This is a genomic window from Hymenobacter telluris (genome assembly GCF_017313265.1).
GTDB classification, from domain to species: Bacteria; Bacteroidota; Bacteroidia; order Cytophagales; family Hymenobacteraceae; genus Hymenobacter; species Hymenobacter telluris.
On record NZ_JAFLQZ010000018.1, the window covers coordinates 1 to 21,666 of the forward strand.

The 21,666-nt window shown below is 55.5% G+C and carries 20 protein-coding genes; 10 read left to right on the forward strand and 10 right to left on the reverse strand.

From position 1 onward, the window contains the following. Nucleotides 1–201 precede the first annotated feature (201 nt). The 7 genes from J0X19_RS20130 to J0X19_RS20160 all read left to right on the forward strand — a co-directional run bounded on the left by J0X19_RS20130 (nucleotide 202) and on the right by J0X19_RS20160 (nucleotide 9,125). Nucleotides 202–1,668, forward strand: coding sequence for a Gfo/Idh/MocA family protein (locus tag J0X19_RS20130; protein WP_206986231.1), 1,467 nt, complete (start codon nucleotides 202–204; stop codon nucleotides 1,666–1,668). A 548-nt stretch (nucleotides 1,669–2,216) separates the two neighbouring features. Continuing rightward, on the forward strand, nucleotides 2,217–4,598 hold the full coding sequence (locus tag J0X19_RS20135) for a ribonucleoside-diphosphate reductase subunit alpha (protein ID WP_206986232.1): 2,382 nt from the start codon (nucleotides 2,217–2,219) through the stop codon (nucleotides 4,596–4,598). 136 nt (nucleotides 4,599–4,734) lie between these two features. After that, entirely contained in the window at nucleotides 4,735–5,469 is a 735-nt protein-coding gene (locus J0X19_RS20140) for a TIGR04255 family protein (protein ID WP_206986233.1), read from the forward strand. 414 nt (nucleotides 5,470–5,883) lie between these two features. Then, nucleotides 5,884–6,453 (forward strand): hypothetical protein, encoded by a 570-nt coding sequence (locus J0X19_RS20145; RefSeq protein WP_206986234.1) that lies wholly within the window; start codon nucleotides 5,884–5,886, stop codon nucleotides 6,451–6,453. Between the two features lie 393 nt (nucleotides 6,454–6,846). Further along, nucleotides 6,847–7,548, forward strand: a complete 702-nt coding sequence (locus J0X19_RS20150) for a hypothetical protein (RefSeq protein ID WP_206986235.1) — start codon at nucleotides 6,847–6,849, stop codon at nucleotides 7,546–7,548. 185 nt (nucleotides 7,549–7,733) lie between these two features. Continuing rightward, the gene (locus J0X19_RS20155) at nucleotides 7,734–8,060 is read left to right on the forward strand and encodes a hypothetical protein (protein WP_206986236.1); all 327 of its coding nucleotides are present in this window, start codon (nucleotides 7,734–7,736) and stop codon (nucleotides 8,058–8,060) included. Between the two features lie 177 nt (nucleotides 8,061–8,237). After that, nucleotides 8,238–9,125: a DUF5694 domain-containing protein gene (locus tag J0X19_RS20160; RefSeq protein ID WP_206986237.1), complete on the forward strand. Its 888-nt coding sequence runs from the start codon at nucleotides 8,238–8,240 to the stop codon at nucleotides 9,123–9,125. 150 nt (nucleotides 9,126–9,275) lie between these two features. Here J0X19_RS20160 and J0X19_RS20165 read toward each other — a convergent pair whose 3' ends face one another. Both J0X19_RS20165 and J0X19_RS20170 read right to left on the reverse strand, forming a co-directional pair. Further along, entirely contained in the window at nucleotides 9,276–9,677 is a 402-nt protein-coding gene (locus J0X19_RS20165) for a nuclear transport factor 2 family protein (protein ID WP_206986238.1), read from the reverse strand. A 191-nt stretch (nucleotides 9,678–9,868) separates the two neighbouring features. Further along, nucleotides 9,869–10,195: a hypothetical protein gene (locus J0X19_RS20170; RefSeq protein ID WP_206986239.1), complete on the reverse strand. Its 327-nt coding sequence runs from the start codon at nucleotides 10,193–10,195 to the stop codon at nucleotides 9,869–9,871. Between the two features lie 333 nt (nucleotides 10,196–10,528). On the opposite strand from J0X19_RS20170, the gene J0X19_RS20175 reads away from it, so the two are divergent. Further along, complete coding sequence (locus tag J0X19_RS20175; RefSeq protein ID WP_206986240.1) at nucleotides 10,529–11,131, forward strand: Hsp20/alpha crystallin family protein; 603 nt, start codon at nucleotides 10,529–10,531, stop codon at nucleotides 11,129–11,131. 113 nt (nucleotides 11,132–11,244) lie between these two features. On the opposite strand, the gene J0X19_RS20180 is transcribed toward J0X19_RS20175, so the two are convergent. Beyond that, nucleotides 11,245–11,658 (reverse strand): hypothetical protein, encoded by a 414-nt coding sequence (locus tag J0X19_RS20180; protein ID WP_206986241.1) that lies wholly within the window; start codon nucleotides 11,656–11,658, stop codon nucleotides 11,245–11,247. A 205-nt stretch (nucleotides 11,659–11,863) separates the two neighbouring features. Between J0X19_RS20180 and J0X19_RS20185 the strand changes: the two genes are divergently transcribed. After that, nucleotides 11,864–13,198 carry a TPM domain-containing protein gene (locus tag J0X19_RS20185; RefSeq protein ID WP_206986242.1) on the forward strand — a complete coding sequence of 445 codons (1,335 nt, stop codon included), beginning with the start codon at nucleotides 11,864–11,866 and terminating at the stop codon, nucleotides 13,196–13,198. 78 nt (nucleotides 13,199–13,276) lie between these two features. On the opposite strand, the gene J0X19_RS20190 is transcribed toward J0X19_RS20185, so the two are convergent. The 7 genes from J0X19_RS20190 to J0X19_RS20220 form a co-directional block, all read right to left on the reverse strand. Next, the gene (locus tag J0X19_RS20190; RefSeq protein WP_206986243.1) at nucleotides 13,277–13,672 is read right to left on the reverse strand and encodes a response regulator; all 396 of its coding nucleotides are present in this window, start codon (nucleotides 13,670–13,672) and stop codon (nucleotides 13,277–13,279) included. Between the two features lie 153 nt (nucleotides 13,673–13,825). Further along, complete coding sequence (gene aspA, locus J0X19_RS20195) at nucleotides 13,826–15,232, reverse strand: aspartate ammonia-lyase (RefSeq protein WP_206986244.1); 1,407 nt, start codon at nucleotides 15,230–15,232, stop codon at nucleotides 13,826–13,828. Nucleotides 15,233–15,440: 208 nt separating this feature from the next. Continuing rightward, nucleotides 15,441–16,205: a DUF547 domain-containing protein gene (locus J0X19_RS20200; RefSeq protein WP_206986245.1), complete on the reverse strand. Its 765-nt coding sequence runs from the start codon at nucleotides 16,203–16,205 to the stop codon at nucleotides 15,441–15,443. Between the two features lie 404 nt (nucleotides 16,206–16,609). Further along, entirely contained in the window at nucleotides 16,610–16,909 is a 300-nt protein-coding gene (locus J0X19_RS20205) for a hypothetical protein (protein ID WP_206986246.1), read from the reverse strand. Between the two features lie 201 nt (nucleotides 16,910–17,110). Beyond that, nucleotides 17,111–17,551 carry a hypothetical protein gene (locus J0X19_RS20210; RefSeq protein WP_206986247.1) on the reverse strand — a complete coding sequence of 147 codons (441 nt, stop codon included), beginning with the start codon at nucleotides 17,549–17,551 and terminating at the stop codon, nucleotides 17,111–17,113. A gap of 157 nt (nucleotides 17,552–17,708) precedes the next feature. Continuing rightward, on the reverse strand, nucleotides 17,709–19,007 hold the full coding sequence (locus tag J0X19_RS20215; RefSeq protein ID WP_206986248.1) for a M56 family metallopeptidase: 1,299 nt from the start codon (nucleotides 19,005–19,007) through the stop codon (nucleotides 17,709–17,711). Continuing rightward, the gene (locus J0X19_RS20220; protein ID WP_206986249.1) at nucleotides 19,004–19,372 is read right to left on the reverse strand and encodes a BlaI/MecI/CopY family transcriptional regulator; all 369 of its coding nucleotides are present in this window, start codon (nucleotides 19,370–19,372) and stop codon (nucleotides 19,004–19,006) included. Before J0X19_RS20220 ends, J0X19_RS20215 begins: the two co-directional genes overlap by 4 nt. Nucleotides 19,373–19,555: 183 nt before the next feature. Here J0X19_RS20220 and pta point away from each other — a divergent pair, with 183 nt between their 5' ends. After that, nucleotides 19,556–21,646, forward strand: a complete 2,091-nt coding sequence (gene pta / locus J0X19_RS20225) for a phosphate acetyltransferase (RefSeq protein WP_206986250.1) — start codon at nucleotides 19,556–19,558, stop codon at nucleotides 21,644–21,646. Nucleotides 21,647–21,666: the final 20 nt, after the last annotated feature.

Sequence of the window (21,666 nt, forward strand, 5' to 3'; positions counted from 1 at the left end):
ACAGCCACCTCCTTTTTAGCCGTCGCCCATTTGCTGGCTGCGTTAGATTGGATGCGCTAGCTGTCCACACAGCCTAGGCAAATTCATTGGAATTTGTACCTTCTGGCTCCTGATTTGAAAAGCGCATGCTACAGGCCCAGAACAACCGGCCGATGCGCTTACCCTGCTCCGTGTTACTTCCTTCCTCAATCCCCTCCCACTATGTCTGAAAACAAGCTTGAAACCCCACCCCTTACCGTTTCGCGCCGAGAGTTTATTACCAAAAGCGCGGTAGCAGCCGCCGGCATCATGATTGTGCCCCGCTTTGTGCTGGGCGGCCGCGGCTACACCGCCCCCAGCGACCAGTTGGTTATTGCGGGCGTAGGCGTGGGCGGCAAAGGCGAAAGTGACCTGGCCAGCTTCTTTAAAAGTGGCAAAGCCCGCATCAACTACCTCTGCGACGTAGACGACCGCCGCGCCGCCAGGTCGGTGCAGTCCTTTCCCCAGGCCAAGTACTACAAAGACTGGCGCCAGCTCTTCGACAAGGAGGCCAAGAACTTCGATGCCGTGTGCGTGTCGACGCCCGACCACAACCACGCCAACGTGGCCCTGGCGGCCATGCAGCTCGGCAAGCATGTGTACGTGCAAAAACCTTTAACCCACGACATCTATGAGGCCCGGGTACTGGCTGAAGCAGCCCGTAAGTACAAGGTAGTGACGCAGATGGGCAACCAGGGCGCATCCAACGACGGGGTGCGGCAGCTGCGCGAATGGTACGACGCCAAACTCATCGGGGACGTGGACACGGTGTACTGCTGGACCGACCGGCCCGTATGGCCGCAGGGCATTCCGTGGCCGGCCACGCCGGGCAAGGTGCCGCCAGAGCTAGACTGGGACCTGTGGCTGGGCTCGGCGCCGCAAACCGCCTACATCGATAAGCTGGTGCCCTTCAACTGGCGCGGCTGGTGGGAGTACGGCACCGGCGCCCTCGGCGACATGGGCTGCCACCTGCTGGAAGCGCCCTTCCGGGTCCTGGATTTGCAGTACCCTACCTCGGTGCAAGCCAGCGTGGGCAGCGTGTACGTGGATGAGTTCAAGCGCGGCTACTTCCCCGAGAGCTGCCCGCCATCCAGCCACGTGGTGCTCACCTTCCCCCGCACCTCGAAAACCAAGCACGACGTGACGGTGCACTGGATGGACGGCGGCATTCAGCCCGAGCGGCCCGCCGAGCTGGGTTTCAACGAGCTGTTCGGCGACGGAGGCAACGGCATTCTGTTTGTGGGCAAGAAAGGCAAGATGATGGCCAGCACCTACTCGGCCAATCCGCAGCTGCTGCCCCTTTCCCGTACCAACGAAGTGAAAGTGAAGCCCACCCTGGCCCGCGTGCCGGGCGGGGCCGATGGCCACTACGCGCAGTGGGTGGAGGCGTGCCTGGCCGGCTACGGCAACAAGGAAGTTAGCTCCCCCTTCGAGGTGGCTGGCCCGCTTACGGAGGCGCTGCTCATTGCCAACCTAGCTATTCGGGGCCACGACATTCGGCACGCCAACGCCGACGGTAAGGGCTTCACGTATCCGGGCCGCAACCTGAAGCTTGACTGGGACCCGCGCCAGATGAAGGTCACCAACCTCGATGAGGTGAACCGCTTCGTGAAGCGCGAGTACCGGCAGGGCTGGACGCTGGGAGTGTAACCCAGAACAACCCTCACTGAACTTAGAGGCGTGTAGCGCGGAAATCCATTCCGCGCTACACGCCTCTAACTATTTATATCTCATAGGCTTGTGAACAGCAACATAACGTCAGCACGCGAGATTCCTCGGCTGCGCTCGGAATGACGGCCTTTTGCTTATCGGCCGTCATAAACCCTGACGGTTCATACCCCCCGGAAAAGTAAGTCGTTTTCTATCCAATAATTTCTGGATGGCAGCAATTCACCAAGCAGAGGCAGTTACCGACAATACGATTTCCGCTTCACTTTCCCAACCCTAATTTTCATTCATTTACTAATTAATATAGCAATACTTATTTAACTTAAACCCGCTGAACAGCACCGTTTTGCGGTTATGTGGAAAACTTCTAAAGTCTACGTTTGTCCTAGCCCCTGGAAGAGGATATATTCCGCTACTCAACGGACGCATGCGGAATGATGTGCTGGCGTCCGGAACCCTCTTCCTGAATCCAAGTTGCCTGCCCTACCGGGGCGCGTAAACCCATACACCAACTATCAACCGCAACGTCTATGCTGGTACTAAAACGCGACGGCCGCCGCGAATCCGTGAAGTTCGATAAAGTCACGGCGCGCATCGAAAAGCTCTGCTACGGGCTCAATATGCTCTATGTATCCCCCATTGAGGTAGCCAAAAAGGTTATCGACGGGATTTACGACGGCGTAACCACCGTGGAGCTTGATAACCTGGCCGCCGAAACTGCCGCCTCCCTCACCACCAAGCACCCCGACTACGCCATTCTGGCCGCCCGGATTGCGGTGAGCAACTTGCACAAGGTCACGGCGAAGTCGTTTAGCAGCACCATGAAGCGGCTCTACACCTACGAGGACCCCAAGACCGGCGAAAATGCCTCGTTGATAGCCAAGGACGTGTGGGAAACCATTCATAAGCACGCCGCCACCCTCGACTCGGCCATCATCTACGACCGGGACTACAACTACGACTACTTCGGCTTCAAGACCCTGGAGCGCAGCTATTTGTTGCGCCTCGATGGCAAAGTGGTGGAGCGCCCGCAGCACATGCTGATGCGCGTGGCCATCGGTATTCACAAAGAGGATATCGACGCCGCTATTGCTACCTATGAGCTGATGAGCGAGCGGTGGTTTACCCACGCTACGCCTACCCTCTTCAACGCCGGTACGCCCAAGCCCCAGCTCAGCTCGTGCTTCCTGCTCACGATGAAGGACGACTCCATTGAGGGCATTTACGACACCCTGAAGAACTGCGCCCTGATTTCGCAGTCGGCCGGTGGTATTGGCCTGGCCGTGCACAACGTGCGGGCTACGGGCTCCTACATCAAAGGCACCAACGGCACCTCCAACGGCCTCGTGCCCATGCTGAAGGTGTTCAACGACACGGCCCGCTACGTGGACCAGGGCGGCGGCAAGCGCAAAGGCGCCTTCGCCATCTACCTGGAGCCTTGGCACGCCGACATCATGGACTTCCTGGACCTCAAGAAAAACCACGGCAAGGAAGAGATGCGCGCCCGCGACCTGTTCTTCGCCCTCTGGACGCCCGACTTGTTCATGAAGCGCGTGGAAGCCAACGGCGACTGGACGCTGATGTGCCCCCACGAGTGCCCCGGCCTCGACACCACGCACGGCGAGGAGTTCGAGCGGCTGTACCAAAAGTATGAGCGCGAAGGCAAAGGCCGCAAAACCATCAAGGCCCAAGAGCTGTGGTTTGCCATCCTGGAAAGCCAGACCGAAACCGGCACGCCGTACATGCTGTTCAAGGACGCCGCCAACGGCAAGAGCAACCAGCAGAACCTGGGCACCATCAAAAGCTCCAACCTCTGCACCGAGATTCTGGAGTACACCGACGAGAACGAAATTGCCGTGTGCAACCTCGCCTCGCTGGCCCTGCCCCGCTACGTGCGCCCCGACGAGAACGGCAACCTTGTCTTCGACCACCAGAAGCTGTACGAGGTAACCTACCACGCCACGCTGAACCTGAACAAGGTTATCGACATCAACTACTATCCGGTGCCGGAAGCCGAGCGCAGCAACCGCCGCCACCGCCCCATAGGGCTGGGGGTGCAGGGCCTGGCCGATACGTTTATTGCGCTGCGCATGCCGTTCGAGAGCGACGAAGCCAGCGGCTTGAACAAAGACATTTTCGAGACCATCTACTTCGCGGCCATGACGGCCTCCAAGGACCTGGCCAAGCGCGACGGCCACTACGAAACCTTCCCCGGCTCGCCACTCAGCCAGGGCAAGTTCCAGTTCGACCTCTGGAACGTAACGCCGGACTCGGGTCGCTGGGATTGGGACGCGCTACGCGCCGAGGTGGTAGAGCACGGCGTGCGCAACTCGCTGCTGGTAGCGCCTATGCCCACGGCCAGTACCGCCCAGATTCTCGGCAACAACGAGTCGTTTGAGCCTTACACGTCCAACATTTATGTGCGGCGCGTGCTGAGCGGCGAGTTCATGGTGGTGAACAAGCACCTGCTGAAAGACCTCATCAAGCTCGGCATCTGGAACGAGCAGATGAAAAACGAAATCATTGCCGCCAACGGCTCGGTACAGAACATCGACCGGATTCCGCAGCACATCAAAGACCTGTACAAAACGGTATGGGAGATTTCGCAGCGCCGCATTATTGATATGTCGGCCGACCGGGGCGCGTACATCTGCCAGAGCCAGAGCCTGAACCTGCACGTGCTGAACGTGAACTTCGGCAAGCTGACCAGCATGCACTTCCACAGCTGGAAGAAGGGCCTGAAAACCGGCATGTACTACCTGCGCACCAAAGCCGCCGCCGACGCCATCAAGTTCACGGTGCAGAAGCAAGCCGCCGAGACCCTGGAGCCCCTGAACGTAGCGGCCCAGAACGCCTCGGACATGGCCTGCTCCCTGGATAACCCCGACGCCTGCGAGGCCTGCGGTTCGTAAGGGAAATTTGCTCCTCACTTTAAAAGGCCGTGATAACACGGCCTTTTTTGTTTATAATTGCTCAGAAGCATAATAGACCAACTGGACGCAGGTCAAACACGTAAAGCGTGCAAAAAGCGCTAGAGAATCTATAATAATGAAGTTTGAAGCCCCACCCATCGTAGAAGCTAGTATTAGCATTGACATCAAAAACAATGAAAGTTGGCATGAGTATTACATGCAAGTTGTTGATTCAATCAGACAAAACTATCCAATAGTTAATGAAAGAATTTTGTTTGAAGTAGAGGGAACAATCAAAAAAGAGGGAGAAAATACAGGTCACGAATCAGAAGCCAAAACCATTAAGGATGGTTTTATGCTTTCAAATAAGGAAGACAAAAGATATATATTATTGTCACCCAATACAGTTAAAATAACAAAGAGAAAGCCTTACAAGGATTGGAATAACATTTATGACGAATTTGAAAATATACTTAAAACTATCAAAGATCTATGCAGTAACAAGAATATGTCTTACACTAACCCATCTGTAATCTATCATAACGAATTTTTTGCAACGATAAAACACACTGATAATTTGAATGAGCTTCTAAATATGAATATATCTTTTCCAGATAAGCTGCCAGACAATTTGTCTAAAGCAACAATCCAGCTGGAAATGTTTGAAAATGACGAAACAATAGGAGTAGAGCAAATACTTGAGTCAAGAGATGATGATGTATCTATCAAGATTAATATATCAGTTTCTGATTCATATAATGAATACACAGATATCAATGATATATCAGATAAGTTTAAAAGTTTAAGAAAAAACAAGAACAATATTTTCGATGTTTTAACAACTCACAAAGCAAAGGAGACTTTCGTATGATAATGCATCAAGGAATTAAGAAACCTAATGAATCAAGGGTTCAAAGTCATAACTATAATATCAATAAAGTTTCAAGAAAGAGTATCGGCAATTTAGCAGGAAGCGCTTTTAGTAATGAAAAGGCTCATCAAATCATTCAGGACAAATACGATATCCTCTTAAGTAGTTATAACTTAACGACTGAGCAAACCAGAGTCACGAATACAATATTGAAACACCTATCAAGGTGCTACTGTAAATTGGAGATTTTAGAAGCAATCCATCTTATGTTCTCGTCAGAAGAGGGCGTAGTAGTTTACAGAGAATTTGAAAAGGGAAACAAGTTTATTGCTGTCGATTCTGACGGCGACAGTATGTACAGTTACTCGCCTTTCAAAACCCTAGGTGAGAGAAGTTTCTTTGACTTTGGCTCGAATGACGAAGAGTTCTATGTTTATAAGTTCCTTTCGTAGATGTGATAATTTGCATGTACCGCCTAGACTACATGCGACCGGCAAAACTATTATCCCTCATTTCAATTCAGAAGAATCTCTTTATAGAAGAGTACATCCAAGACACAAGCCCCTTGTTCCTTTTTTAGAAATTGATATTAAGGATTTGTCTGTAAATAGAAGCGGCATTGACAACAGTATTAGTTTCAGGGAAGATGTATTGATTAATTCAGAGAATGATTTTGGAAATTATTTAGAAGATGATGGATGGAAGGTATGTGAAATATATATACCTATGCTATTATTGAAAAACAATTGCTGTAGAATTATTTCAGAAAAGTCTAGATCTGGACCGGGAGACGATTATATAGTGGTGCATTTAACTCACGATCCAACAACATGTAATTATGCTCATTCCATGATAGTTTTCATCTATAACGGATTCCAGGTCATAGACGAAAACTATGATGCAACACTAGGGTCTAAGGCTTTAAAGAATTTACGTAAAGCGTGCAGGGACGAACTGCATAAAGCTGTCGTTTCAGTTACATGAATTTATGGTGCCCACCATAGTTTTAAGCTAAGTATTATAGTTGTAAAACGGTTTATAACAAATCTAACTGCGTCCGTGCCCCGAGGAATTCCCGGAGCACGGACGCATTGGTTTCAGGGGGTACCACACGCCCCAGAGCACCGAAACAACTGTGGGAAGGCTCTGGGGTAGCCGCAGAGAGCTAAAATAACTGTGGAAGAGCTACCTGATTGCCTCAGCGGGCAGATACGAATGCGGGAAGGCGCTGGGGCTGCCCCAGCGGACAGAAACGAATGTAGGAGCGTTCTGAGGCAGCCCCAGAGAACAGAAACAAATGAGTTGATACCATGGGAATAGTACAGGGCCCTTGGAATTAGTATATTGGGGTTACTATCCACTTCAACTACTGTTTATATGCTTGCGCCCACCTCAGAAATGTCCCTTGTGGCCCCTATTACCACTACTCCTAAACGGCGCACCAGCCCGTTGCCTACCAGCGCCGTAGCCCTGGCGGCCCTCGCCACCAAGGCCGCCACTGCCTGGGAGGGTTCCGACCTACCCGACCTGCTCTGGCTTTCCAAAGCCGACTTCACCACGCTGTCCGTCACTTATGCCCAGGGCCGCGACGAAGCCGATGCTGCCGGCGACCAGCGCACCCCGCAAGCCCAGCGCCTCAAAGAGCTGGATAAGCAAGTTGATAAGGCCCTCAATTATGTAAAAAGCTACCTCGCCGAAGAATACGACACCGATGAGGGCCGCGCCTACTTCTCCGAGTTCGGGATTGCGCGGGAAGGCAAGAGCTACCGGCTGCCGGCCGCCCGCACCGAACGGGTGAAGGCGGTGGCCAAGCTGCTGGTGGCCCTCAAGGCGCATAGCTTCGACAAGAAGAAGTACGGCACCGCCTACTGGCAGCCTCTGGCCACCGAGTACGCCACCCTGGTGCAAACCAGCGCCGATGCGGCCGGGCAGCGCAGCGGTATGGTCAGTGCCAAAGACCAGAGCGAAACCCAGCTCCGCAAAGCCCTGCGCGCCCTCATCCACCACCTCAAAGCCAACTACCCCGATACCTTCGAGGCCCGCCTCCGCGAGTTTGGCTTCCAGAAGGAAAGCTACTAGCCGGCTCCCGGCTTGTACCCTTTACGCCCTGCGCCCGTGTTTCCTGGTAGTTGCCGGAGCACGGGCGCAGCTGTGTTGGGAGGGGGGCCAGCCAGTGCAAATTGAGCGGACAACATCCTTCCGACAGTGCAGCTTCTTGCCGCTGCTTTCCGTAAAACCAGGAACACCCACTAACCTGTTATCTGATGCTACGCACTGCTTTTTTCGGTTTCGTGCTGGCTGGCCTGCTGGCCGGCACCACAGCCTCTGCCCAAACCAAGCCCGCTACCAAGGCCGGCACCACCAAGGGCCGCCCGGCCACGTCCGCAACGGCACGCCCGCAGCCTGCGCCACCCGCCACCAAGTCGGCTACCGATGGGCAGGGCGAATACGTAGCCCCCGGCATGAGCGGCGCCCCCGACGAGAAAGTTACCACCGACTACAACAACCAGCCGCTAAAGAAACCCGCCACCGGCACCTCTACTATGTCGTCGCAGCCGAAAGCCACCCCGGCTCCGCGGCGGAGCAACTAACTGGTTGAGCTGCCAGCTACCACGTAGCTAGCCGCACCGGCTGGTTGGGTGGTGGCTTTTGCGGCGGCGGGTTCATATTATTTCAGGAGCGCCAAGCAACGGACAAGGCTAGTGGCGGCGTCAAGAGAAGGTACCTCCGGAAGCGGGCTTGAAACACCGCTCTTATCTTCGCCTTCTATGCGCCAAATTCTGTTGCCTTGTCTTGTTGCGCTGGCTAGCCTGGCGGCCTGCACCACCACCAAAAACCAGCCGGTAACGGGCTTGGCGGCCAGCACGGCGCCGGTTGCCGTAATGCTAGTGGGGGGGCCACACCTGGCCCAGGTGTACAAAGCCACCAACCCTAACACCGACGTGCTAACGCCCAAGCGCCAAACCGAGCTAGAGGCCGTCCGGGCCCAGCTGCAACGCTACCGGCCCGATGCCATTCTGGTGGAGGAGCTACCCGAGCGGCAGCCCCACCTCGACAGCCTGTACGCCCTGTACCGGCAGGGCCGCCTCGACCTGAACACGCTGCCCGGTGGCCGCTCTGAAACCTACCAGCTAGGGTTTGTGCTGGGCAAGCAGCTGGGGTTGGAGCGCATTTACTGCGTGAATGCGCCGGGCAGCACCTCGCAAAGCATTCTGCACGAGGGCACCAACATCAAGCTCTACCAAGATGCCACCGCCGAGCACCGGGCGTATGGGGGCCCCAAGATGCAAGCCTGGGAAACCGGCAACCTTAGCATGGGCGGTTTGCTGGCCTTCACCAACAGCCCGGCGCTGCTCCAGCAGCTGCACACCCTGGTGTACCGCACCCCGGCCCGCGTCACCGATGGCACCCTCAAGCCCGACCCCATGGTGGATGCCGGTTTCATCAGCCCGCACTACGTGGGGGCCGAGTTTATTTCGGTTTTCTATAACCGCGACCTGAAAATCTACTCCAACATAGTAACCACCCAACTGGCAACCCGCAAAACGCGGCTGCTCACCATCATCGGGGCCCGGCACATTGGCTCGTTGCAAGGCATGTTCCGCACCGACCCGGCCTACCAGGTGGTGGAAGCCTCGAAATACCTGAAGCCATAGCCCAGGGGGTATGCTGTAAGCGGAAGTGAATATAAAACCAGAAGCCCGCCGTACTGCAACAAGCGCAGCGCGGCGGGCTTCTGGTTTCACTGTTTACCCGGTAGGTAGTGCGGGCAGGGCCGCGGCTGGCTACACGGGGCGGTTGGCAGGCTAGGCTTGCTCGTAGCCGGAGTAACGCCGCTGCCGGTAAATCTTACCGTCTTTGAACTCGAAAACCAGGCAGAGGTGCGCTTTGATCTGTTGCCCGCGGGTCATGGAGGCCATGTCGTTGACGGCAACGGCCTGCCAGGTTCCTTCCACCAGCACGCAGCCATCGGGCCCGGTGTGGGTGTGCTGCACATCAAACGACTGGCTGTGAAGCAGTTCCCGACCAATCCGGATGTTGTCGATTATTTCGTCGAACGACCGGCGCTGGATGGTTTTATAGACCAGATTCGGGTATTCCGTCTGTTCTATTTCGGGGTGCAGCAGCTCGGCGTAGGCTGCTGTATCGGTGTTGAATTCTTGGACAAGAGCAATGTATAAATTGACGACATCAAGTGGCGCTTTCATGGATGGGATTCGGAGTAGATTGACAAGCAATCTACTGGAAGTAGCTGAAATAATGGCAACAAAAGCGCCTCATTAATAGATTGAAACTCATTTTTTCGCCAAAAAAATACCTTCTCAGCGCCAACGCGTGTTGAGGCTGGGAAGGTAGGGCTGCCAGGAGCAGTTGGAGGCCGACACGGGCGCTCTGAAAACTACGGGCGGCGGCGCGGTGTGCGAGCGGGCGGAGTGCTACCGGAAGCCGGCTTTACCACCTGTCCTGAGTCGAGGGCCCCAACGCTTACGTTACCGCGCGGAAAGGCAGGTAGTGGCAGCGTACCGTTGGGTTGCACCTTCGAAGGAGCGGGCATGGGCTCCAGGTTGCGCTGGCTGGCACCAGTGGGCAGCACTACGCCAGGCATAGGGCTCACCCGCTCGCCGAGGCTGCGTTGCGTGGACGATACCGGCGCGCGGTTTTGAGACTGCGCCGCCGTAGCCATCAGGCCCAGCAGCACGAGTGGCAGATATATGAAACGAGACATGGTACGAAAAGCAATACGGTGAGAAAAAGCAACTGCGGTGCTCCGGCGTGGCACCGCCTACTGGTGCTGAGGCTGCTGGGGGCCGCTTGGTTGCCTACGCAGTACCAGCACCACAAGTTTAGCGCCGGCAGGCGGCGCTGGGGCCCTTGGGCGGCGCTGTATAACACGGGCTTGGCACCAGCTAGCCTAGCCCGTTTGTAGCCCACAGCACAGGCCGTATTCGGGAGAGTGAGGCGCCTGAAAAAAATCTGGTTTCCCGGTGAAACACCCATTTTTTTCGTTCCGTATCAGGCGTGCTTGTGTTCGTTTGTTTAACCTCAACCTTTCACAATCATGGCTATTCAAAAGTATCAGGATTCGTTTTCCGAGCTGTCGTCCGCTAGCTTCAGCTCGATGCTCGACCGGTTCTTCAACGACTCGCTGGCTTCGCGCGGACGCGTCAACTCGTTCTCGCCCCACGCCGACGCCTACGAAACCGAGAAAAGCTACGAAATAGAAGTGGCCTTGCCGGGCCTGAAGCGCGAAGACATCAAGGTGGATTTCCACCAGGGCCGCCTCAGCATCAGCGGGGAGCGTCACTTCCAGCGGGAGCAGCAAGACCAGCGCCGCTACCATGTGGTGGAAAGCTCCTACGGTTCGTTCAGCCGCTCGTTCCAACTCCCCGACACCGTGGATGCCAGCCGTATTGAGGCCGCTTTTGAAGACGGCGTACTACACGTAACCGTACCGAAAGACGAGCAGAAAACCCGCCGCCACCAGATTGAAGTACGCGGCAGCCAACACAGTACCAATGGCAGCAACCAAGGCCAGATGTCGGAGCGCCTCGGCCAGCAAGCCACCGATGTACCGGTGCAAAACAGCCAAAACCCGGATAAACTCTCCGAGCACTCCGCTCAAATGAACGGCCAAGCCCACGGCTCCGGGGTAGGCTCTTAAAAGCTGGCGCCCTCTGCAAGGTACTTGCGCCACTTACCTGAAAGCGTCCCTTTGCCAATGGCGAAGGGACGCTTTCAGTTGGTGCTATTTTGACCGGCCATTACTGGCATATGCTACGGCGACACTGGCTGCTGCAGCAGCCACTGAGCAGCTTCGGTTTCCGTTTCGAAGGAGCGGTACAGCAGCGGCAGGCCCTGTACCTGCGTGGTTACGTAGGCCGTGGCCAAGCGCACCATTACGTTGGGCGAAACAACTATGGCACCGTGGCGGTAACCAGCCCGCATGGCCAAGGGCAGCCACTCCTGCGCCACCCATTGCTGCTCGGCCGGCGAGAAAGGCAGCATCCCTACCTGATTGATTAGAATCCGGCTCCAGTTGTAGCGCTGTAGCGCGTGCAGCATATGCGTGAACAAGGCCTGCGCATCGCCCTCCTGCCGGAGCGAGTTGCTCCAATGCGCCTCCAGGTAATTAGCCGGATTCTCTAATAGCTTGCCAGCTCGGTTGTTGAAATAAATTTTCGACTGCACGGGTTTCATAGCCAGCAAAGGTACTAGGGCGCTTGGCTTCAGGCATAAACAGTATCGGTTAGCGTGCGTACACGCGCATACTACGCAGGTTTGCTCTGGCAGCTAGCCGAACCCGGCGGCCCGGTGTATGGCTGCTTGGCCCGGGCCTGCCGTAAAAGACTCTAAGTCTGCTCACACCTAATTCTCTCACCTTTTCTTGTGCGCCATGCATCGTTTCTTGTTGTCATTCTTCTTGCTGCTCGTTAGCTCGCTGAGCTGGTCGGGCGCTGGTTTCGCGCAATCTGCCGACGGGCTACCGGCCCGGCCGTCGCCCTTCCGCTTCGTTACTGATGAGGCGAAGCTGCTCACCGAAGCCAACGCGAAAACCCTGGAAACCGGCCTGCGCAGCTACGCCGACGAAACCGGCACCCAGATAGTGGTGGTAACGGTGCCCAGCCTGGGCGGCCGTTCCGTTTCCGACTATGGCCGCGCCCTAGGTGAGGCCTGGGGCATCGGGCAGCGCGACAAAAACAATGGTATCGTGCTGCTGCTTTCCGGTCAGGAGCGCAAGGTCACGATTCAGGCTGGCTCGGGCTTACAAAGCGTTATTACGCCCGAGCTAACGGCCCGCGTTATCAATCAGCAAATGACGCCAAGCTTCAAGCAGGGCAATTACTTTATGGGCTTGCGCAAGGGCCTCAACACCCTGATGCTAGCGGCCAACCCTAGTTCCGACCCGCGCAAAAACCAGGCAGCCACGGCCTCAAGTGGTGCTACGCAGCCAGACGCAGCCCCTGCTACAGCCGCCAGCCCCGAGCTAGGCAATACCCCCGCAGCCCAAAGCACTGATCTTGCCACTGAGCCGTTCAAGCCGCAATCTTCGGTACCGGCGCCCGAGCCCTCGGGATTGGGTATTGGCACCTTGGCTGTTGGGGCGCTGCTGATTGGCGGCGTAATCTGGCTGCTAGTGCGGCTGTTCCGGCGGCGCAATACCGCTCCGGCTGCTCCAGGTAACACTCCCGACTTTTATGGCAACCGGCCAGCTGGCCCTAACGGCCCTGTTACTCGTGGCACTCCCCAGCAGCCCGCGCCCGATTTTTATGGCAACGGCAACCGCACGGGCGGCAACATGGGCAACAACAATACTGGCGGTGGCTTTGGCGGCAGCGGTATGGGCGGCATTCTGGCAACGGGCGCGGCAGCCGCAGCCGGTGCCTACCTCGGCAACCGCATGGCCTCAGGTGGGCACAACGACAATGATTACAACAGCGGCCACAATGCGGCCGGCTTCGGTGGCCAGCCTTCTTCCCTCGACCCTGGTGCGGCTGGCCTAGCCGGGGCCACTGGCGCCGGAACTGGTGCGGCTAGCGGTTCTACCGAGTTTCCGGCCCTAGGCAACACCGACGATACCGCTCCCGATTATTTCTCCGACGCGGCTACCAACGATTCTGAACCCGACTACTTCGCTTCCGGCGAATCTTCGTCCTACGACGACTTATCGTCCGACGACACCGGTGGCGGCGGTTTCGACAGCGACGATGACAACAGCGGCTCGTGGTAAAACCCCCAGCCTCAGACAAGTAAAAAGCCGTGGTTCCTGGTGGGGCCACGGCTTTTTACTTGTCTGATATTTAATCAGTTAAAGCTGCTTTGTGACTACCTGATCGAAAATTGCCCGAACTTGAATTCTGTCCAGCGGCTTATGAATCAGGCCTGAAACCAAGGGAAACTCGCTGGAGCGCACCGTATCGGCCGGGTCCAGCGACGAGGTAAGGATATAAATGAAGCACTGGCCTAGCAGCTGGTTTTCATAAGGCTGCAAAGACTGCAAAAACTCCCAGCCATTGAGCCCTGGCATGTTCAGGTCCAGCAGAATTACGTTGGGTATGTGCGCTGGTATACTTTGCTGCACGTACCGCAAGGCCTCCTCAGGCAGCTCAAACGCATGCAATTCGTCGGCTATGCCTTCCCGTTCCAGTATTTTTTTGGTGACGAAAACACTCACGTGTTCATCATCTACTAAGACAATTTGCATAAGGCTTTACGCTAGCAATAATTGAAAAAACACTGTTTATACGTACTCTCCCGGCTTTTCACTTCTCGCTAACCCGTTGCTGTCTATCCTCCACCGGGCACCTTCTGCGTTGGAATAGGCCGCCGTATTGCGCAGCAATACCGGGCCGTTGCGTTACTGAATATAGTGCGGACGAATGAGGTTTTCGAAAGTAAAGATTTCGTCCCATTTTTCCTGTGTAAGCAGCTGGCGCTCAGTTACTGCAATATCGTACACGTTTTTACCGGTGCGCAGGGCCTCTTTGGCTATTTCGGCGGCGGTTTCGTAGCCAAGCACTGGGTTCAGCTGCGTAACAATCCCGATGCTGTTGCGCACCAGTTTCTCGGCGTGCTGGGCATTGGCCGTGATGCCAACCACGCATTTCTCGCGGAGGGTGTGGCAGGCGCGGGTGAGGTAGGAAATGCTGGTAAACAACGCAAACGAAATTACCGGCTCCATTACGTTCAGTTGCAACTGACCGGCTTCGGCGGCCATCGTCACGGTCAGGTCGGCCCCAATAACGTAGAACGCCGTTTGGTTGACCACCTCGGGCACCACGGGGTTTACTTTGCCAGGCATGATGCTGGAGCCCGGTTGCAGCGGTGGCAGGTTGATTTCAAACAACCCTGCCCGCGGCCCCGACGACAGCAGCCGCAAGTCGTTGCAGATTTTGGAGAGCTTCACGGCCGTGCGCTTCAATACCCCCGACAACTGCACGTAGGCACCGGTATCGTAGGTGGCCTCAATCAGGTCGCCGGCCAGCACGAGGTCCAGTCCGGTAATGGCGCGTAGGTGCTCGGTTACGGTTTCGGCGTAGCCAGTGGGGGCGTTTACCCGGGTGCCAATGGCCGTGGCCCCCATATTAATTTCACTGATCAGGTTACGGCTGTCCTGAATGCGGAGCAGCTCTTCACGCAGGTTGGTAGCAAAGGCCTTGAACTCGTCGCCCATGCTCATCGGCACGGCATCCTGTAGCTGCGTGCGCCCCATTTTCAGCACGTTCTGAAACTCCTCACCTTTCTGCGCAAAGGCATCGGCAAGCTCCCCCAAGGCCTGGCTGTAACCAACCAGCTTGTTGTTGAGCGCAATGCGGAATGCTGTGGGGTAGGCGTCGTTGGTGGATTGGGAGCAGTTAACGTGGTTGTTGGGGTGGCAGAACTCGTAGGCGCCCTTTGGCTTGTCCATCAGCTCGAGGGCCACATTGGCAATTACCTCGTTGGCATTCATGTTCACGGAGGTACCGGCTCCGCCCTGAATCATGTCGGTTTGGAACTGGTTGTCCATTTCGCCGGCAATTACCCGGTCACTGGCTCTGGAAATATAGTCGGCAATGGTAGGGTCGAGTACGCCCATGTCGCGGTTGGCTAGCGCCGCCGCTTTCTTCACGTAGCCCAAAGCCTGCACAAACAGCGGCTCCGATTTGAGCGGGATACCTGTGATATTGAAATTTTCTAGAGCACGCAGGGTCTGGATACCGTAGTATGCGTCGGCCGGAATGGCCCGTTCGCCCAGAAAATCATGTTCAAGCCTAGAGGTCAGCATAGGGTGGTGGTGGAATGGAGGTTCTTTTACGATAACAGTGCAGCCAAGGTAGACTTATACCAACAATCAGGTGGGTTTCGGCTGCTGCCAGTTGGCTGACAGGTGAGCTTACTGGCAGCTATACCAAGCAAAACAGGCGGAATCCGTGCTGTTGCACGGGTCCCGCCTGTTTTGCTTGGCATAATTAGCTTCCCTTGTTAAGGGCCACCTACTTTTTCTGGTCGTTCAAGCGCCAGTCGTAGCTGTAGTAATCCGTTGAGAAAGAAGCTGGAACGCTGTTTTCAGACCGATATTGGTTGATGTAAGCCAATCCGGTTTTACCCTTGCTGCTGAACTCGGCCTCGTACCACTTAAATATTTCGGGCAGCTTCACTGTTTTGGCTACTGCATCTACCTGCACGAAAGCCGGATCCTGCAATACCCGCTGAGTTTGCGTGTTGAGCTGCACGAATAGCTCTTTACCCGTGTAGGCTTCGCGGCTTAGGCGCGGGCAGCTAGTGGTGCCGCACACTAATACAAAGTGCAACCGCGGATCATCATAGAGCTTGCGCAGTTTATTATGCTCCAATTGATCGAGCGTCATTTTCTCGCCCGCCACCAGCATCTGCTTTTTATCAAAGAAGCCTGGCATTTGCTGCACAGAAGTCAGCGGGTAGTTAGCCACTATCTCGCCGATAACTAATACGTTATAGGCATTCAGGTAGAAAGCGTACAAGTCGGCCTGCGATGCCCAGGCTTTGGTATCATAAGATGCAATGTCTTGTAACAGGTCATCCAACTGCTGCGGATCGCGCTGAATGGCGCCGTAGTTCACTTCGCCCGCTTTATTAACAAAGCGTTTCAGGAAAGCCGTGGTTGAAGTGGATATCTGCGCGGAAGTAGATGCGGCCTGAGCAATAGCGGAGGCAGAAACTAGAACTAATACCAGTGACAAGCGCAGAATCACTAGCTGATAGGAGTAAATCTTTTTCATAAAAAAAGCAACATCAGTTGATTGATGATGTAAGCTATTAAATTAATCTAACAATATTGTATATGTTATAAAAATATATTTAATATACTCATTTACAGACGTTTACACTCATTTCAAAATTGGATTTTATTCCATAAAAGAGAATCTTATTCTCATTACGAGAATTAAATAAATAGGACTAAACCTATCGATATTGTTTACACTCCATCGGCCTACTATATAAAAATGTTTTTTGCACATTGTCTTAACACTCCATATCCGTTACCTAAGCACCAAGACCACAGACAGCTAGTGTAGTGATTCACTCTGCCTACTGGCATCCAACTACGCTGCCCTAAATACACAGAACAGCCGCATCGGCTTAAGGACCTGATGCGGCTGTTCTGTGTATTTAGGGCTGAAAGCTACCTTTTAGGCATAGTACCCTTCGGCTCGTCTACGGATATTACGCCTTTACGTACGGGCACAGCATTCTTCCGCTTACGCATAGCGCGCCGCCGGGCTGCACGCCGCCGGAAAAAGCCGAGGCGCTTGTGCTTACTCCGGCTGTTGCCGCGGTATTTCTTATAGTTGGGCCGTGGCACTTTGGGGTAGCTGCTACCGGCTGCTTCAATAGCGGCTTCAGAAATGCTGTCGGCCTGCGTAGCGCCCGGACTTAGGAGCAGCAGAAACGCCAGAAAAAACAATACGACTATTTTGTACATAGGCTATAAATTAAAGCAATTAGCAACCAGTTCAAACAGAAACTCATACTTAATAATACAAGTTACTATCAACTCAGATGCAATATACGGATATAACACACGGAATAGTTTAACTATACGAGCAATTGACCTATAATCTTCTAGTAGAACAAATCTATACTAGAAAAGTCAACAACTACAGCGGCCTGCTGTAGGGCTACTTTATGTAGCAGCTTGTATTACAGGTTGGGCACCTTGGGCCAGCAGCCACTGCACGGCGTCGCCTTCGTCGGTGAATTGGTTGAGCGAGCAGTAATTACCGTGCGTGTGGGGCAAGGAGGGCAAGGTATCGTCCTGGACGTGGCCGAGCTGGTAAGGCGCCGCCAAAAAAGCCAGGAACACATGCCCGTGCAGATGGTCGCGCAGTGTTGGATAGAAGGTGGTGGTCAGCCAATGTACGTCGCGGGCATCCACCTCCACTCGCCGCCTTGAGTCAATGAGCCAGTAGCGGCATTCCAGGCAGGAGGCAGCGTAGCGCAAGATTTCTTCGTAGCCGGTACGTAACTCCGGCGAAACTACCGGGCGTTTCCAGCGGGCCGTTACGATACCCAAATCGGGGCGGTAGCTCAGATCCAAGTAGTCGGGGTACGCTGAAGTAGTCATGTAAGGCAAGCCGCTAGGTGCTAGGTGAAACAGTGGTGCTTACGGAGCAACTCCGCTTTACGTTCCATTCTGTTATAGTACACAAAATGCTGAAACGCCACCTTCCGGCTGTAACCCGAAAGGTGGCGTGTGTAGAGCACTTAAAGCTAGCTGCCCTCTACTTGGTACTAACAACTACTACTCCGTTGCGAGCCTGGGCACCATACTGCGCCTCGGCTGGCGCGCCTTTCAACACGTTTACGGTTTTAATGCGCGACTCCGGTACACGTTGTAACGCTTCTGGTGTTGACGCCACCCCATCGATGATAATCAGCTTGCCGGTGTAATCGACGGTTGGGCTGTATTGCTGGTTGAAGGCTTTCACTGCCGCCGAGTTCTGGTTGGCTTTCGTGGTGATGATAATCACGCCACTGGCCGCGGCTTCACCGAACTTATTGCGAGCATTGTCGCCTTTGAGCACATTCACAGTGGCAATAGCCTCGGGGCTTAGCTGCTCCATGCTGGCTTTGGTGGACTTCTCGCCGTCGATGAAGTACAGGGCGTTATCCATGGTTTTATCCACGCCTTGCTTGGCAGGCTGCGCGGCTTGCTCCTCGGCTTTCGAGCAGCTGGCCAGCAGCAGCATGGCGGCTATGGGTGCTACCAGCAGGTAGCGCACCACCTGAATGGCGGCAGATTTTCGGCTATTCATCATGTTGATACGGGTTTTGAGGGGGTGAAAAGTGAACGGGGTAACAAGCGCCGGGCCCTGCGCCAGAGTGCTGAGCCGCACCAGGCTGTATTGATACACTTTGCTGTCAACCTGCCCCGCTTGTAGCACGGCCTGGTCGGCAATGAATTCCAGGTTTTCCTGCACTGCCCGCAGCAGCAGCCACGCCGCCGGATTCAGCCAGCAGCCCACGCGCAACAGCTGGCCCAGCAATACATCCAAAGTGTGCCACTGCCGGACGTGCACCTGCTCGTGTAGCAGGATGGCTGATAGTTCGGTGGGCTGGTGCTGGGTTGGGTTCAGGTAAATGGTTTGCCAAAACGAAAAGGGCGTAACTACCTGGTTTACCTGCCGGAACGGCAAACCAGCGCTGGTTGGCGCTGAGGCCCGATGCAGCCGGCGCAACGACGCGGCTTGCATCAGCAGGCGGCCGAAGAGCACCACCACGCCCAGCCAGTACAGGTTCATCACCCAACCGTAGTAATCCGTTGGCGCGGCCGCCGCTACAGTTTGGCCCTGCCAGCCTGATTGCCAGATTAGTAGCTCGTTGCTCAGCACCACCGGCCGGGGCCACAGCGCCGCCACATCTAGTAGCGGATACAGCGCCGAAAAAATGATGGAACCGAGCAGATACCACCGGTTCAGGGTGTGGAAAGTGAGGCGGCGAAGCAGCGCGTAATACACCACGGCAAACAGCAGCAGCGCCCCGTTCATCTTCAGCAGATATACTAGCAGGTCGGGCATCATGGCTTGGGCTTCTGGTTTTCAATCATGCTGATGATATCCTTCAACTCCTCGGCGCTGATATTCTGCTCCTGCGCAAAAAACGAAACCAGGTCTTTGTAGGAGTTGCGGAAGTAGTTGCCCACCACAGCCTGCATCGACTGCTTACCATACTCGGCGGCGGCAATGGCTGGCGTGAAGCGGTAAGTATTGCCCAGCTTTTCGCTGCGGAGGTAGCCTTTGCGCTCCAGGTTGCGGATGGTGGAGGCCAGCGTAGTGTACGGCGGCCGGGGCTCGGGTAATTGCTCCAGCACGTCTTTAATATAGCCGCCATCAAGCTGCCAGAGCACCTGCATGGCGTCTTCCTCGGGTTGGGTTAGTCGTTCCATAAATCAGTATTTACGATACTTTCGTAATACTACGAATATTTCGTAATAAAGGATATAAGTGCCCGGATTTTTCTTTTGGGGCCTGGCTGGCGGAGGCCTTGCCTTGGAAATACTGCGCGCGGCTTCTACTATGCAGCTTGTTGCCACTATTCCTCGTAGGAACGTTTCTAACTGCCTTCCCCCATGACCAAGACCGTTTTTATTGCCTCCACCGAACCACACAGTGGCAAATCGTTGATTACGCTGGGCTTAGTGAACTTGCTGCTGGGCAAAGCGCAGAAAGTGGGCTACTTCAAACCCATTATCAACGTACCGAGCCCGGAGCATAAGAGCGTGCATATTGAAAGCGTGGTGGGCTATTTCAACCTACCCATTGCCTACGAGGAAGCCTACGCCTACACCCGGCCTCAGGCCATGGGCTTGCTGGAGGCCAACCGGCAGGGCGACATTATTGATAGGGTTATTCACAAGTTCAAAACGCTGGAAAACGACTACGACTTCACGGTGGTGGAAGGCAGCGACTTTATTGGCGAAGGCACGGCATTTGAATTCGACGCCAACCTGTCGATTGCCAAAAACCTGGGGGCCCCGGTGCTAATGGTGGTATCGGGGGCCGGCAAAACCACCGCGCAGCTCGTTAATACGGCCCTGACTGTGTGGCGCAACGTGGAAGCCCGCGAAGTGCAGATGCTGGCGCTGATAGCCAACAAGATTCCGGCGGAGCAGGTGGAAGACGTACGCAGCCTGTTACGGGCGCAATTGCCCGAGGAAATCATTCTGGCCATTATTCCGGCCGACAAGGACTTGCAGAACCCCACCATGAAGGAAATTCATGAGCAGCTGGGCGGCAAGCTGCTGTTTGGGGGCGAGCAGCTCACCAACCAGGTCGACCATTTCATCACCGGGGCCATGCAGATACCCAACCTGCTCACGCGCCTCGCCGACAACGTGCTGATTGTAACGCCCGGCGACCGGGCCGACATCCTACTGATTGCGCTGCAAGCCAACGCCTCGGTGAACTACCCGCGGGTGGCCGGGCTGGTGCTCACGGGCGGCCTGGAACCCGAGGAGCCGGTGCTCAAGCTGATTGAAGGCCTGCAAACTGTGGTGCCCATTCTGGCCGTGGAAACGGGTACCTTCCTCACTACCACCACCATCGGGGCCATTCAGTCGCGCATCACGCCCGACAACCCCAAGAAAATCCGGCTGGCTATTGATACCTTCAACCGCTACGTGGATGTGGCCGCGTTGCAGGAGCGGATTGTGACTTTCGAGCCCGAGGGTATTACGCCGCACATGTTCCAGTACCGGCTGCTGCAATGGGCCAAAAGCCAGCGCAAGCACATTGTGCTGCCCGAAGGCAACGACGACCGGATTCTGCGCGCCGCCGCCCGCCTCATCAACGAGGACGTGGTGGACCTCACCATTCTGGGCGACCCGACGGCCATTGCGGCCTCGGTGAAGCGCCTGGGTTTGACGCTGGATTTGAGCCGCATACAACTCATCGACCCGGCCCACGCCGAGCACTACGACGACTACGTGCAGACCCTGTACGAACTGCGCAAAACCAAGAACGTGAACTACGATATGGCCCGGGACTTCATGCGCGACGTGTCGTACTTCGGGAGCATGATGGTGTATAAGGGCCACGCCGACGGCATGGTGTCGGGGGCGGTGCACACCACCCAGCACACCATCCGGCCGGCTTTGCAGTTCATCAAAACCAAGCCGGGCGTGTCGGTGGTATCGTCGGTGTTCTTTATGTGCCTGCCCGACCGGGTGGCGGTGTTCGGCGACTGTGCCGTAAACCCCAACCCTACCGCCGAGCAGCTCGCTGAAATTGCGGTGTCGTCGGCGGAAAGCAGCTTGCGGTTTGGCATCGAGCCGCGGGTAGCCATGCTCTCATACTCGTCGGGCACCTCGGGCGAAGGCGCTGATGTAGAGAAGGTTCGAGAGGCCACGCAGTTTGTAAAGCAGCGCCGCCCCGACTTGAAAGTGGAAGGCCCCATTCAGTACGATGCCGCCGTAGACCCCATGGTGGGCCGGCAGAAGCTGCCTGGCTCGGAAGTGGCCGGCCAGGCCAGCGTGCTCATCTTCCCCGACCTGAACACCGGCAACAACACCTACAAAGCCGTGCAGCGCGAAACCGGCGCCCTGGCCATCGGCCCGGTGTTGCAGGGCCTCAACAAGCCGGTAAACGACCTGAGCCGCGGCTGCACCGTAGAAGACGTGTTCAACACGGTGATTATCACGGCTATTCAGGCGCAGGGGTAGCTATGAGCAGCACCCAAAGC